Source organism: Vicinamibacteria bacterium (assembly GCA_035570235.1).
GTDB lineage: Bacteria > Acidobacteriota > Vicinamibacteria > Fen-336 > Fen-336 > DATMML01.
Genome location: DATMML010000024.1, coordinates 1 through 15,822 on the forward strand (window position 1 = coordinate 1; position 15,822 = coordinate 15,822).

Annotated in this window: 2 protein-coding genes; both read right to left on the minus strand. The window is 69.0% G+C overall.

The window, feature by feature from the left end; translation table 11 throughout:
- On the minus strand, positions 1-1,641 hold a 1,641-nt coding region (locus VN461_04040; GenBank protein ID HXB53929.1), incomplete at its 3' end, for a condensation domain-containing protein.
- Complete coding sequence (locus tag VN461_04045; protein HXB53930.1) at positions 1,638-15,812, minus strand: amino acid adenylation domain-containing protein; 14,175 nt, start codon at positions 15,810-15,812, stop codon at positions 1,638-1,640. The genes VN461_04045 and VN461_04040, both read right to left, overlap by 4 nt.
- Positions 15,813-15,822: the final 10 nt, after the last annotated feature.

Sequence of the window (15,822 nt, forward strand, 5' to 3'; positions counted from 1 at the left end):
GCCACGCAGCCGGTGCGCCAGCCGGTTCGCGCGGGCGTTCAGCTCCCGATACGTCAGCCGCTCCTCCCCAAACACCACCGCCAACTCATCCGGCGTCCGCTCCACTTGCCCCTCAAAAAGCTCCGTTACCGTCGCCTCCCGCGGGTACTCGACGGCAGGCGCGTTCCCCTCGATCTGGAGCCGACCCGCCTCGCCTTCACCGAGAAGTGGCAGCTCGGAGAGCCGTGCCTGGGGCCGGCCCGCCACCCCCTTGAGGAGTTCCTCCAGGTGCCCGAGCATCCTGGCTACGGTCGGCTCGTCGAACAGCTCGGTGCTGTACTCGAAGGCCCCCGCCAGCGAGTCTTCGCTCTCGGTTACGTACAGGGTGAGGTCGAACTTGGCGACCCCGTTGTCGAGGCCTCCCGCGGACCAAGTCAGTCCTGGCTTCGGGGGGGCGGGCCGGGGTGCGTTTTGGAGGGTGAATGCCACCTGGAAGAGCGGGTGTCGGGCCAGGTCGCGCTCCGGGCGCAGCTCCTCCACCAGCTTCTCGAAGGGTGCCTCTTGATTGGCAAAACCGGCCATGGTCAGGCCGCGCACCCGCGCCACCAGCTCACGGAACGAGGGGTCGCCAGAGAGATCTGTTCGAAAGACAAGCATGTTGGCGAAGAAACCGACGAGTCCTTCGAGCTCGGCGTGGGTGCGGGCCGCCACCGGCGATCCAACGGAGATGTCGACCTGCCAGGTGTAACGGTGAAGCAGCGCCTGAAAGGCCGCCAGGAGCGTCATGAAGAGCGTGACGCCCTCGCGCCGGCTGAAGGCCTTCAGCTCCTCGCGGAGACCCGGGCCAAAAGTCCGAAAGTGCCAAGCCCCGGCAAGGCTCTGCGCCGGAGGCCGCGGTCGGTCCGTGGGCAGGCTCAGGGAGTCCGCCCCCGCCAGCTGGTCCCGCCAGTAGGAAAGCTGTCGCTCCAGCACCTCGCCCGAGAGCGAATCGCGCTGCCAGGCGGCGAAGTCCGCGTACTGGATCAGGGGCTCCGGTAAGGGAGAAGGCCGCCCCTCGGAGAAGGCCCCATAGAGCGCCCTTAGCTCGTAGAGCACGACGCTGAGCGACCAAGCGTCCGACACGATGTGATGAAGGCTCAAGAAGAGGGTGTGCTGCTCCGACGCCGACCGCACGATCGAGCAGCGGATGAGAGGCCCGCGCGCGAGGTCGAAGGGAAGCCGCGCCTCTTCGGTTGCCAGCCGCCGCAGCTCGGATGGCCGTTGCTCCTCGGGCCAACCCCTGAGATCGGTGAGGGGTAGGGCCACGGCTTCAAGGGGTTCGATCCGCTGCACCGGCTCCCCCGCCATATCGATGATGCGGGCACGCAGGATCTCGTGCCGCCTCAGGATCTCGGTCAGGGCCCGTTCCAGGGCTTCCAGATCGAGGCGGCCGCCCAAGCTCACCGCGCTGAAGACGTTGTAGCGGGGGCTGCCGGGTTCCAGGCGGTCGAGGAGCCAGAGCCGCCGCTGCGCGAAGGAGAGAGGCCACTGGGTGGCATCCTTCCGCCGTGGAACTCCCTCGGTCGGAAGCACCCCGATCCCCTTTTCCTTGAGAAGCCGGCTGAAGACTTTGCGCTTCTCGGGAGACAAGCCGGCGAGGCTCGGGGAATCGCTGCCGCTCACGCCTGGTCTCCCGGCTCCGCCTGCAGAAGGATCGCGCGGACCTCCTCCATCGACATCCCACCCACCCCTTCCAGTAACCGAGCGATTTCGGTGGCCTGGCCCGGTTGCGCCTCCCTTTCCAGAATCACGGCCGCGAGCTCCGCCACGGTCGGAGCCTCGAAGAGCGCCTCGAGCCGGAGCGGCACCTGGAAGGTCTCCCGTAACCGGTTGACGATCCGGGTCGCGAGCAGGGAATGGCCGCCGAGATCGAAGAAGCTGTCACGCACTCCGATCCGCTCGAAGCCGAGGTACTGCTGCCAGATCTCCACGATGGCCCGCTCGACCTCGTTCCTGGGCGCCACGTAGTCATCCGAGAGATCGGGCCGTGCGTGGCGGGCGGCCGCCGGGCCCGCCCCCGACGCGGGACTCTCTGCGCGGGGCGCGGCTCCCGCCGCGAGCCGCGGGGCGAGGTCCACGACCGAGGTAAGCACCTGGGGCAAGCGCTGGTCGAGCGTCCGGGCGAAGACCTCGGCTCCCTCCCTCGAGAGGATCCCCAGTCCGAGCGTCTGGCGACGCGCCTCGGCTAAGTCCGCGGGCACGGTGCTCTCCACCGCCATCCCGACCTCAGCCCAGGTGTCCCAGTTGATCGCCACCGTGAAGGGCCCGCGACCCGACATGTTCCGGCGGGCGAGCGCGTCCAGGAAGGCGTTGGCCGCCACGTAGTCGAACTGCGCGGCACCCCCCAGAACCGACGCCAGCGATGAACAGAGCACAAGGAAGTCGAGCGGCTTTCCGGACAGCAACTCGTCCAAGATCAGGGCCCCCTTTACCTTAGGGGCCAAAACCTCCTCCGCGACCTCGCGGGCCTTTAGCTGGATGACGCCGCCGGGTGCCGTCCCCGCGGCGTGGATCACCCCATTCAAGCAGCCAAAGCGCTCCTCGGTCCGGCGGAGAGCCTCCTCCATCTCGGCCCGGTGGGACACGTCCGCCTGGAGGATCAGCACCTCCGCCCCCAGGGCCTCCAGAGTCCGGACCCTTTCGATCCTTCGACGGGTCCCGCCGTCGCCGTGCGACAGCCAGCCGTCCCACTCGGCCCGCGGGGGCAGGCCGGAGCGTCCGAGGAGAACGAGCCGCGCTTTCACCGACCGGGCCAGGTACTCGGCGAGTTCGAGACCAATGCCCCCCAGTCCGCCCGTGATCAGATAGACACCGCGCGCCCGCAAGCGGGCGGGAACGCCCTCCCGACGACGTTCCAGGCGCACCGGCTCGAAGCTCCGCACCCAGCGATCGATGCCCCGGAGCGCCACAACTGCGTCCTCCGTTCCCTCCCCGCACTCAGCGAGGATCGCGTCCAGCTCCTCACTCGACCAGGAGCCGGAACTAGGAACAACGATGTCGATGCTCCGGCAGCGAAGTCCGGGGTATTCCTGGGGGATGACCAGGCAGGGGCCGAGCACGGTCGCCTTCTCCGGATGCGCGAGACCTTCGCCGCTCACCTCCTGCATTTGGCTCGTCAGCACCGAGAACTGCACGCGCTGCTCCACCCCCTGGAGGCCCAGGGCCTGGGCGAAGGAGACCAGGCTGAACAAGCCGACGTCTTGGCTCTGCTCAAAGGAAGGAAGGGGGAGACCCTTCGGAGTGACACCCCAGAGATGGACGACGTGGCCGGGGAGCCTACCCTGACCTGCCAGCTCGCGGACGAGCGTCCCATAGTCCTCGCTCCGCCCCGCCTGGATGCGGAAGTCGCCCCCCGCCAGTTGCTCATAGGCAGGGCCCCTAGTGACCACGACCGTCTCCTGACCCCGCTCGCGTAGCCTCCCCACGAGGCCGACCCCGAGACCGCACTCGTCGGCCAAGACGAGCCAAGGCCTGCTCGCGGCCGGAACCTCCAAGGCCGGGCGGCTCCGCTTCCACGAGGGCACGTAGAACCAGTCCTCCAGGCCCTTCTTCGCGACGACCGTCGGTACGGGGGCGGCCAGCTGGCTCCGGTCGAGCCAGTACCGTTGCCGCTGGAAGGGATATGTCGGGAGGGCCAACCGGCGCCGCCGTTCGCCGGCCCGGTGACTCCTCCAGTCGACATCGACACCAGCCAACCAAAGCCTCCCCAGGGTCACGAGCAGCGCTTCCTCGTCCGATCGTCCACCCTGGGCATGACGTGCGGATGACAGGACGATCTGATCCGGTGAGCACGCGGGATGGCGGCGAGTCAGACCCGCCAACGCCTGCCCGGGGCCGACCTCGATCACAACCCGCCGCGGCCCCCTGAGCAGCTCCCCGAGGCCATCGAAAAACCGCACACTCCCCCGTAGGTGCCGGACCCAGTAGGTCGGGTCCGTTGCTTCTTCGGGCCGGATCCAGGTTCCGGTCAGGTTCGAAACGAAGGGGATGCGGGGTGCCCGAAGCTCCACCTTCTCCACCGCCTCCCGGAAACGCTCCAGGATCGGGTTCATCATCGCGGAGTGAAACGCGTGAGACGTGGCCAGACGCTCGCAGGGCAGCCCCCTCGACTCGAGGCGTGCCTCCAGCGCCGCCACCGCTTCCTCAGGTCCAGAGACGACGCACTCGCGGGGCCCATTCACGGCGGCAAGGTCCAAGGCCCCGTCCAGGAGCGCGCGGATCTCCGCCTCGGGCAGTCCCACCGCCGTCATGGCTCCGGGGGCCAGCGCCTGCATGAGCGCTCCCCGGATCGCCACTAGTCGCAGCGCGTCCTCGAACGACATCACCCCCGATGCGCATGCGGCCACGTATTCCCCGACGCTGTGGCCAAGCATCGCTGACGGGCGGACTCCCCAAGCATCCCAGAGCCGGGTGAGGGCCCAAGAGACGCTGAAGAGCACGGGCTGGGTGAACCGCGTTTCGCGAAGACGCCGGGCCGCTTTCTCCTCGTCCCCCCGGGGATTCAACAGCTCGCGCAGGTCGAGCCCTAGCTCGGGGACGAGCATCTCCGCGCAGCGATCGAGCTCGGAACGGAACACCTCCTCGTGGCGAAGGAGCTCCGCGCACATCCCCACGTGCTGCGCCCCCTGTCCGGGGAACAGAAATGCCAGGCTCACCTCCCCGCGCTCTGGAGCAGTGCCGACCAACAAGCGTTTGGGGTCGGCCGGGGAAAGGACGTTCGCGGCCTCGCTCGTATCCCGCACCACCACCGCCCGGCGATGGGCGAACTCACGGCGCCCGACCTGGAGCGTCCAGGACACGTCCGCCAGGTCCAGACCGGGGTTGTGCCTCAGGTGCTCCGCGAGCCGGGTCGTGGCTTCCTCCGCCGCGGCGTCGCTGCGCGCAGACCATACGAGGAGCTGCCACGGGCGCGAGGGGCCCGTTTCCGGTAGGGAGGGCGCCTCCTCCAGCACCACGTGGGCGTTGGTCCCTCCGATACCGAACGAACTCACACCCGCGCGCCGGGCCACCCCCTTCGTGTTCCACGGTTGCAGCCGCTGGTTCACATAGAAGGGGCTTTCCGAGAAGTCGATCTTGGGGTTGGGGTGCTCGTAGTGCAGGCTGGGCGGGACTTCACGGTGCCGAAGGGCCAGCACGGTCTTAATCAGCCCCGCCACGCCCGCCGCTGCATCCAGATGGCCCACGTTCGTCTTCACCGACCCGAGGGCGCAAAACCCCTTCTCATCCGTGGACGCCCGGAACACCTGGGTGAGGGCCTCCACCTCAATGGGGTCCCCGAGCGCGGTGCCCGTCCCGTGCGCTTCCAGGTAGCTGATCGTCTCCGGCTCCACCCCCGCCCTCGTCTGGGCCAGAGCAACCACCTCGGCCTGGCCCTCGACCCCGGGCGCCGTGAAACCGACCTTGTTGGAGCCATCGTTGTTGATCGCGGTGCCTCGAATCACAGCCTCGATGCTGTCGCCGTCCCGCAGCGCGTCCTCCAGCCGCTTCAAGACGACCACGCCCACCCCCGCCCCCGCCACGGTGCCCTGCGCCCGGGCGTCGAAGGCTCGGCAGTGGCCGTCGGCGGAGAGGATGCCCTCCTCCTCGTAGCGGTAGACGGTCTTCTGGGGCACGGCGATCGAGACTCCACCCGCCAGCGCCATGTCGCAGTCGTGGAAGGCCAGGGCCTGGCAGGCGAGGTGCACGGCCACGAGCGAGGTGGAACAGGCCGTCTGCACGGTCACCCCCGGCCCCCTGAGGTCGAGCTTGTAGGACGCCCGGGTGGCCAGGAAATCCTTGTCGCTTCCGAGCACGGAGCCGAAGCCGCCCACTGCGCTCAGGACGTCGGGGCTAAGGGCAAGCGGGTTCAGGTAGGTGTTCAGGCCAACGCCCGCGTACACGCCGATCGTGCCCGGGTACTTCCTTGCCTCATAGCCCGCGCGCTCCAGCGCCTCCCAGGCCGTCTCCAGGAAGACCCGCTGCTGGGGGTCGATGACCTCCGCCTCCCGCGGGTTGTAGCCGAAGAACCCCGCGTCGAAGAGCTCGGCGCCTTCCAGCACCCCCCGCGCCTTGACGTACCTCGGGTCCTGCAGCACCTCCGGTGGGACCCCGGTTTCTCGAAGCTCGTCGTTAGTGAAGAAGCTGATGCTCTCCACGCCCTCGCGCAAGTTCCTCCAGAACACATCGAGGCTCGGGGCTCCCGGGAAACGGCCCGCCATCCCGACGATGGCTACTCCCTCCGTGCGCGCCGTGCTTCTCGCGCGGTCGCTTTCGCCCCCTCGCGCCAGCGGTTTCGCCTCTCTTCCCTCCTCCGAAAGGTAGGCGGCCATGGCCTTCACAGTGGGATAGCGGAACAGGTCCACGACCGAAAGACGCGGGAACTCATGGCGGAGCTTGGCGTGCACCTGGAGCAGCAGGAGGGAGTGCCCTCCGAGGTCGAAGAAGTTGTCCTGGACACCCACTCGCTCAATCTTGAGCACGTCCCGCCACGCGGCCGCGATCGTCTGCTCGGCCGAGCTGCGGGGGGCGATGAAGCGCTCCTCGAGCCCGATCCGCCCCTCGGGCAGGGGCAGCGCCCTCCGGTCCACTTTCCCATTCGGGGTCAGGGGCAGGCGCTCCAGCATGACGAACGCGGCCGGGACCATGTGTTCGGGCAAGTGCTCCCTCAGGTGCGCGCGGAATTCCGCCACCGAAGGGGCCGACAAGGGCGCGGGCACGACGTAGGCCACCAAGCGCCGGTCGCCGGGGCTGTCCTCCCGGGCCAGGACCACGGACTCCCGGACGAGGGGGTGGAGGCCCAGCACCGCTTCGATCTCCCCGAGCTCGATGCGGAAGCCCCGGAGCTTCACCTGGCTGTCCCGGCGGCCCAGGTATTCGAGGTTGCCGTCGGGGCGAAGCCGGACCAAGTCCCCGGTGCGGTAGAGGCGCTGGCCGGGCTCCCTGCCGAACGGATCTGGGATGAACCGTTCCGCGGTCAAATCCGGGCGTTCCCAGTAGCCGCGGGCCAGGCCCGCGCCACCGATGTACAGCTCGCCCACCGCGCCCGCGGGCACCGGCTGCAGGTTGGCGTCGAGTACATATAGGCGCGTGTTGGCGATGGGCCGGCCGATGGGTACCGCCCCCGATCGCGGCAAGTCCGGGGGGACCTCGTACACACAACAACCGACCACCGTCTCCGTGGGTCCGTACTCGTTGATGAGGCGCGTCCCGGGTGCGGCCGTGCGCCAGAAGGAGAGGCCTTCCGCCCAGAGCGCCTCCCCGCCGATGACGAAGGCGCGGGCGCGACCTGCGGCCTCCCCCGGGCTCAGGGTGTGGCCGATGAGCTCGAGGTGGGCAGGCGTGATCTTGACCAGGGCGAAGTCGTGGCCGGTCCGGAGGGCGGCACCGAGCGCTTGCACGTCACCGTCCTCGGGCAAGAGGACAACGCTCTGCCCCGCCAGCAGCGGACAGAACAGGCTGGTGACGGTGAGGTCGAATGCCAACGAGGAGTGCACGGGCGCGCCCTTCGCTCCGGGGGCGGCATAGGTCCGCGCGGCCCAATGCAGGTAGTTCACGACTCCCCGGTGTGGGAGCATCACGCCCTTGGGCCGGCCGGTGGAGCCGGAGGTATAGATGAGGTAGGCCAGGTTCTCGGGCATCACTCCGACGGCTGGCCTCGTGGAGTTCCTTCTCGAAATCGGCTCCCAGCCACTGTCCAAACACACGAGCGGCACCTGGACGGGCGGCAGCTGCCCCGCCAGGCGGTGCTGGGTGAGGAGAACGGCCACCTCGGCGTCCGCCAGCATGAAAGCCAGGCGCTGCGAGGGGTAGGCTGGATCGAGGGGCACATAGGCGGCGCCCGCCTTGAGGACGGCGAGCAACGCGATCACGAGCTCCGGCGAACGTTCCAGACAGAGGCCCACCCGCGTCTCGGGGCCCACACCCAGGGCAAGCAGGTGGTGGGCAAGCTGATTCGCCTTCCGGTCGAGTTCTCCGTAGGTCAGCTCGCCGCCTTCGCCGACCACGGCCAGGGCTTCGGGCGTGCGGTCCACCTGCGCCTCGACCAAGTGGTGGACGCACGCGTGCTCGGGGAAATCGACGCGCGTCTCGTTCCATTCCACTACGAGGCGCCGCGATTCCTCCGCCGTCAGCAGGGGGACCTCGGCTAAGGAGCGCTCGGGGTCAGCGGCTAGACCCTCGAGCAGGATCGTCAGGTGCCCTTCCAACCGGGCAACGGTGTCTGGGTCGATGCGGCGACGGTCGTAGTCGATTCTCAGGGACAGCCTTGGCCCGGGGGTGGCGATCACGCTCAAGGGGTAGTTGGTAACGCCCTGATAGCGGACGTCCGTCACCGCACCCAGCGGCCGAGTGGAAGCGTCCAGGGGAAAGTTCTCGAAGGCGAAGATGCTCTCGAAGAGGGGCCGCCCCGCGGGCACGTCGCTCCAAGCCTGTACGTTCACGAGCGGGCTGTACTCGTACTGCCTTTGCTCGATCTGCTGTGCCTGGAGCTGCCTCAGCCACTCGAGAAGCGATGCCCCCGCCGGGACCCTGACCCTCATGGGCAGCGTGTTGACGAACAGGCCGACCATGGACTCTACGCCCGGCAAGGCCGGGGGCCGGCCCGACACGTTCACCCCAAACACCACGTCCTGCTCGCCGCTCCAGCGGCTCAGCAGCAACGCCCATGCTCCCTGGACGATCGTGTTCAGCGTGATCTGGTACCGCCGCCCCAGAGACTTGAGAGCCGCCGTGGCCGCGGAAGAGAGATGAAAGGCGTGCCCGGCCACCTCGGCTCCCGTCTCGTGCGTGCGGCCGGGCGCGCGATCGAGAGGTAGGGGGGTGGGGGCGGTGAAACCCTTGAGCGTCGCGCGCCAGTACGCCTCCGCCTGGGCCATGTCCTGACCCTCGAGCCAGCCCACGTACTCCCGGTAGGGACGGAGGGGGGGCAGGTTGGGTGCCTCCCCGCGGCGGAGGCCGTCGTAGGCGATGCTCAGGTCCTTCAGGACCAGGGACAGGCACCAGCCATCGAGCACGATGTGGTGGAAGCTCCAGATCAGCCGGTGGGTCTCCTCCGCGGTGCGCACCAGGGCCACGCGCATTAAGGGGCAGCGCGCAGGGTCTAGGCCGCGCCCGCGATCGCGGACGAGCAGCTCTTCCAGCCGCTCCCTCTGGCTGGCTGCGGGCAGTGCTCGCCAGTCGTGATCCTCCCAGTCGAGGGCCGCTCTCCGCTGCACGACCTGCAGGGGTCGGGCGAGTCCCTCCCACACGAACCGCGAGCGCAGCACGGGATGGCGGTCCACCAAGTGCTGCCACGCAAGTGCCAGGGCGGGCACGTCGATCGGACCCTGCAGCTCGAGGCTGAGCTGCTCGAAATACACCCCCGCCGCTGGGTCCAGAAGGGTGTGGAACAGCATCCCCTGCTGCATAGGAGAGAGCGGGTAGACGTCCTCGGCATCCGGGTCCCCGTTCAACACCCGGTCGAGGGTCGGCTGGTCGATCCCCGCGAGGGGGAAGTCAGACGGCGTGTGCCCGCCGGCCTCGGGAGAGCGGCAATGGGCCAGAATGGCGCGCAGCTCCTCCTCAAAGCCCAGGGCCAGCGCCTCGATGGTGGACGGCAGGTGCTCGCCTACGAGGTAGGTCCAACCAACCCTGAGCGAGCCACCCGTCACCAACGCGTTTACCTCGAGGCGGTGACACCGCTGGGTCTTGGGGCTTCGTGACTCCCCCCCTCCCTCTCGGCCGGGTGCGAAGAGGCCCAGGCCTCCCATCGCCTGGTCGAACTGGCCCAGGTAGTTGAAGCTCACCTCGGCCCCGGGGGAGGTCCAAAGCCGCTGCCCGCGCGCCAGATACCGCAGCAGGCCGTACCCGATGCCGCGCCTCGGGACCCCGCGGAGCTGCTCCTTGACCGACTTGAGCGCCTCGCCCGCCGCCCCGCCCTCCGCAAGCTCCAGGCGTACCGGGTAGAGACTGGTGAACCAGCCCACGGTCCGCGACAGGTCGACCCCCTCGAACAGTTCTTCCCGTCCATGGCCTTCCACGTCCACGAGCAGCCGGCTTCTTCCGGTCCAGCGGCCGAACGAACGCACGAGCGCGGTGAGCAGGACATCCGTGATCTGCGTGTGGTAGACGCCGGGCACGTCTTGGAGCAGCGCGCGCGTCTCCTCCGGTTCCAGCGCACGGGCGACCGTTCTCGTCGCTCCGGCGGTGTTCTCGAGGGCCGGAGGACCGTCTTTGGGCAGGGAAGGCCCTTCGGCATCGAGGACCTCCCGCCAGTACTCCCACTCCCCCCTCAAATCCTTCGATTCGGCGTGCGCGCGGAGCTTCTCCGCCCACTGCCGGAAAGAGGTGGTCTTGCGAGGCAGGCGCAGACGCTCCCCGCGCGAAAGCTGCCGGCAGGCCGTGTCCAGGTCCTCGAGGAGCACGCGCCACGACACGCCGTCCACGGCCAGGTGATGGATCACGATCAAGAGGCGGCGGGGCCGCCCGCCGCCCAGCTCCAGCAGAGCCACTCGCCACAACGGCCCCTGGGCAAGGTTCAGGCCCCTCTGGGTCTCGGCGGACGCTTCCTCGACCGCCTGCCCCTCCTCGCCTAGCCGCGCCCAGGAGAGGTCCACGCGCAAGAAAGTGTCGCCCCGGGGTCCCGCCAATTCCTGTCGCCACCCTCCGGCACTCCGCTCAAACCGCAGACGCAGCGCATCGTGGTGCTCCTCGAGGGCCCTCACCGCCTCCTCGAGCACCCCGACCTCAAGGTCCTCCGTGAGCTCCAGAAGCGCCGCCTGGTTGAAATGGTGGGCCTCCTCCTGCTCCTGCTCGAGAAACCAGCATTGGATGGGAGTGAGCGGCACCGGCCCCGTCACGAGCCCCTGCTCGGCGTCGACCACCGCCGACGTCCCCACCACCTGCGCCAGCTCGGCGATCGTCTGGTGCTCGAAGATCTGTTTTGGCGTCAGGCGCAGGCCCGCTTGGTTGGCGCGGGCGATGATTTGGATACTTAGGATCGAGTCGCCGCCGAGCTCGAAGAAGTTGTCGCGAATCCCGACCCGCGGAAGGCCCAGCACCTGAGCCCAGATCAACCCCAGCTCCTCTTCGACGGGCGTGCGCGGTCCTTCAAAGGCCTCTTCGGCGTCCCAGCGTACAAGGTCGCGGGCGAGGAGGGCCCGCGTGTCCACTTTCCCGTTCGGCGAAAGGGGCAGCGAGTCAAGAAGCCCAAACGCCGAGGGAACCATGTATTCGGGCAACCTCTCCTGCAGGAATCGGCGGAGCTCGGGCACGAGACCCCGCACCTTGGTCGCCTGCAAGGGATTGTTGGCGTGCGCGGTCCCCGGCCGGCTCGGCGGGAGAGGGAACCGGGGCGGCCCCAAGCTCTCGGACCGGTTACGACGGAAGAGCGCATCGTAGCGCCCCTCCGGGTGCGAACTCCCCCAGCTCAGGTCCACCCGGTACGGCAACTCGCCGTCCAGGCCCCAGAGCTCCTCCGGGTCCACCCCCCCTCCGTCGTCGGCCTCCGGGGGGGCGTCGTCATCTCGGCCGAGCCACCTCGCCGCGACCAAATCCGCTCGGATACGGGCGTTCGGCACCCGAAGGACCCCGAGGGTGCCGGGCTCGGTCTCGGCAAGGAGACGGCGGAGGCTGGGCAGGTTCAACCCGTCTTCCTCCCAGTCGAGCCAAGTGCACAGCTCCTCCTCCGGAGGGGGGCCGATCTCCAGGACCGCGTCGTACCGGTACTTGGTGAGCTCGTTGCGCGCCCGGCCACGCTTGGGCGAAACGTGGAGGCCCGCGACTCCCGAGATGCTCCGGGCGAGGGCAACGAAGAAGGCGGGGTCGACAAGCAGCTCCTGCTCCTGAGCCAGGTGGTCCCGGACCCGCTCCCGCACCTGCCCCTTCGAGGTCCCTGGGGGGGTCTGGTGGAGCTGCACCGCGGCCGCGAACGTCTCCAGCAGGGGCAGATGGCGGACATCGCCCACGAACAGCCGGCCGCCGGGGGCGAGAGCCCGCACTGCCGCCTCCAGAACCGTCCTCAGGTAGCCGAGGTCCGGGAAGTACTGGACGACCGAGTTCAGCACCACCGCGTCGAAGGAGCCCGCCTCAAGGCCGGAGAAGTCATCCGCCCGGCGTTCCAGCAGCGCGACCTGAGGAAGGAGGGCCGAGGCGCTGCCAAGCTGGCCCCGCAAGTACTCAATCGCGGTATTCGAGAAATCGGTCCCCACGTAGCGCTCGCAGTGGGGCGCCACCCGGAACAACAGAAGCCCCGTCCCGCAGCCGATCTCGAGGACCCGCCGCGGGCGCGCGGAGAGGATCCGCGCCACCGCCTGCTCCACCTGCTCCCGCATCTCCACTTCTGGGATGGGCAGGCCCGTGTAGGTGCTGTTCCAGCCGGCAAGGTTCAGGGTCGGGTCCGCGGGACCTGCGTTGTCAATCTGGTCATAGATGACGGACTCGTAGACCTTTCGCCACTGGTCCACGCGCCCCTCCCGCCCTTCCGACTCCCGGTGGGCGGCTTCGCCCCCCGATGCCGCGGCGACCACGTAGGCCACGAGGCGTTTGTCGCCGGGCGTCCGCCCTTCCTTGACGAGAACGACCGATTCCTTCACCGCGGGATGGCGGGCGAGCACAGCTTGAACCTCGCCCAGCTCGACGCGGAAGCCCCGGATCTTGACTTGGTCGTCCCGGCGGCCCAGGAACTCGATCGTCCCGTCTCCCCGCCAGCGGGCCGAGTCCCCCGTCCGATACAAGCGCTCCCCCGGTCGCTCCCCGAAGGGATTCGGGACGAATCGCTCCGCCGTCAACTCCGGCCGGTTCAGGTACCCCCGCGCGAGCCCGTCCCCTCCGATGAACAGCTCGCCCGCCACCCCCACCGGCACGGGCTCGAGGCCCGGATCGAGCACGAATACGTCGGTGTTCGCGATCGGCCGCCCGATTGGAATCGACTTCGTCCCCTCCGGCAGCCCGGCCGGGATCGGGTAACAACAGGTAAAGGTCGTACTCTCGGTGGGGCCGTACCCGTTGATGATCTGCGTCCGCGGCAGGCGGTCCTGAGCCTTTCGCACGTGGCCGACCGAGAGCGCTTCCCCTCCGATCAGGAGCTGCCGAACGGGCAGGAGCGCCTCCGACGCCTCGTCCACCACGGCGTTGAAGAGCGAGGCCGTGAGCCAGAGCGTGCTCACGCCCTCTCGGGTCAGCACCTGCCCCAGCTCCTCCGTGGTCGGAACTCTGTCCGGGTACACCACGCACCGACCGCCCACAAGAAGCGCCCCCCAGACCTCGAGGGTCGAGGCGTCGAAGGACACGGGGGCTAGCTGCAGCAGGGTCTCCCCAGCCGAGAGCCGCGCGTAGTCGGCCCCGAGCACGAGCCGTAGGATCCCGCGATGTCGGACCTCGACCCCTTTCGGAACCCCCGTGGACCCGGAGGTATAGGTCACGTAGGCCAGATCCTCCGCCGTCCCCCGCCAGCGCGGAGCTTCGGTCGGCTCCGCCGCGATCCCATCGTCCCGGTCCAGGCAGACGACCGGAATGTCCTCGACCGGCAGCCGCCCCAGCAGCCGCTCCTGGGTCAGAAGCGCGGCCGGACGGGCGTCCGCCAGCATGAAAGCGAGACGCGGCCGGGGATAGTCGGGGTCCAGGGGAACGTACGCCCCCCCTGCCTTCAAAATCCCCACCAACCCCACCACCAGGTCCAGCGACCGCTCGACGCAGATTCCGACCCGGGCCCCGGGCGCGACTCCCGCGCGCACGAGGCGCTGCGCCAGCTGGTTCGCCCGCCGGTCCAGCTCGGAGTACGTCAGCCGCTCCCCCCCCCACACCACCGCCACCGCATCCGGCGTCCGAAAAGCCTGCGCCTCGAACTCCCGGTGCACCGTGGATTCCCGCGGGTACGCCGCCCGGTCACCTACCCCCAGCCCCAGAACCTCTTCCCGCTCCTGCGCACCCAGCAGCGGAAGCGCCCCAATCCGCGTCTCCGGCCGCGCGCACGCCGCCTCCAGGAGGGTGAGCCAGCCGTGGCCGATGCGGTCCACGGTCGCGGCGTCAAAGAGGTCAGCGTTATAAGAAAAGGCCGCGGTCAGAACCCCCCTCTGCTCCCAGACGTGGACCTCCAGGTCGAAACGGGTGACGGCGGCTTCAGACAGGAAAGGACTCAAGGTCAGGCCGGGCAGTTCCGGGGGCTCCCAAGGCGCGTTTTGGACGGCGAAGACCACCTGGAAGATCGGGTTCTGGCTCAGGTCGCGCCCCAGGCCCAATTCGTCCACCAGCGTCTCGAAGGGCAGATCCTGATGATCGTAAGCGCCGAGCGCTGTCTCTTTGACCCGCGTGAGCAGATCCCGGAAGGATGGATTCCCGGCCATGCTCGTGCGCAGGGCTTGGCTGTTGACGAAAAACCCGATCAGGGCCTCGGTCTCGATGCGATTGCGGTTTGCGATCGGTGAGCCCACCACCACATCGTCCTGCCCCGTGTAGCGTTGAAGCAGGGCCTTGAAGCCGGCAAGCAGGCTCATGAAGAGCGTCGCCCCCTCGCGCCGACAAAGGGTAGCGAGCCCCTCAGCGAGCGCGGGGGGGAAGGAGATCGACCGGATGCCGCCCCGATAGGTCTGGACCGCGGGCCGGGGGCGGTCCGTGGGTAGCTCGAGCCGGGGGAGGTCGCCCCCGAGCCGCTGCCGCCAGTAGCCGAGTTGCTCCCGAAGGACTTCGCCTTGCAGCCACCCTCGCTGCCAATGAGCGAAGTCCGCATACTGGACGCTTAGCTCCGGCAGCGTCGCCTGCCCGCCCGTTAAATGCGCCGCGTATTGGGCCGCCAGCTCCCGGGTGAGCACTCCCATGGACCAGCCGTCGGCCACGATGTGATGGATGGTCAGGAGCAGGGCGTGGTCCTCCTCCGCAAGCCGAAGGAGGGTCGCCCGCACAAGGGGGCCTGTAGCGAGGTCGAAGGGTCGCTCTGCCTCCAAGACCGCGAACCGCCGGGCCTCACGCTCCCGCTCCGACTCTGGGTGGCCGCCGAAGTCAGCGGTGGCCATGCGCAGCTCGAGCTCGGGAGCGATGACCTGTGCAGGTCGTCCCTCCACCGCCGGAAACGTCGTACGAAGGGCCTCGTGGCGCGAGATAATCGAGTTCAGGCTGCCCTCGAGGGCGCCCAGGTTCAGGCGACCCTGAAGCCGAAGGGACAGGGGGATGTTGTAGGCCGCTCCCGCGCCCATCTGATCGAGGAACCACAGCCGCTGTTGAGCGAAGGAGAGCGGCAGATCCCGGTTGCGTCCGACCGGCCGCATTTCCGGGGCGGGCGGGGCCCCCCCGCGGCCCCGGGCCGCCTCGATCCTGCGGGCCAGGCCCTCGACCGTCGGGTCCTCGAAGAGCGCGCGCAGGGGCAGCTCGACCTGGTAAGTGCTTCGCAACTGCGAGATCGCACGGGTGGCTAGCAAAGAGTGGCCGCCGAGCTCGAAGAAGTCGTCGTGAACGCCCACTGCCTCCACCCCGAGGACCCGCCCAAAGATCTCGGCCAGACCCTCTTCGATGGGCGTGCGCGGGGGGACCCACCCTTCCATCGATCCGGCCCGCGTCTCCGGGGGCGCAGGCAGGGCCCGCTGGTCGATCTTGCCGTTGGGGGAGATGGGCAGGGCATCTATGGACACGAGCGCACCCGGGACCATGTGCCCGGGGAGCTTCTCTTGCAGGAATCTCCTCAGGTCGCCCGGGCGGCGCTTCTGGCCTGGCCGCCAGACCACGTAGGCCACGAGCTGCCGATCGCCGTCTTCCTCCCGGGCCGTCACTACGCATTCGCGCACCGCGGGATGGCGGGCGAGGGCGGCTTGGATTTCGCCCAGCTCGACGCGGAAGCCGCGGATCTTCACTTGCTCGTCC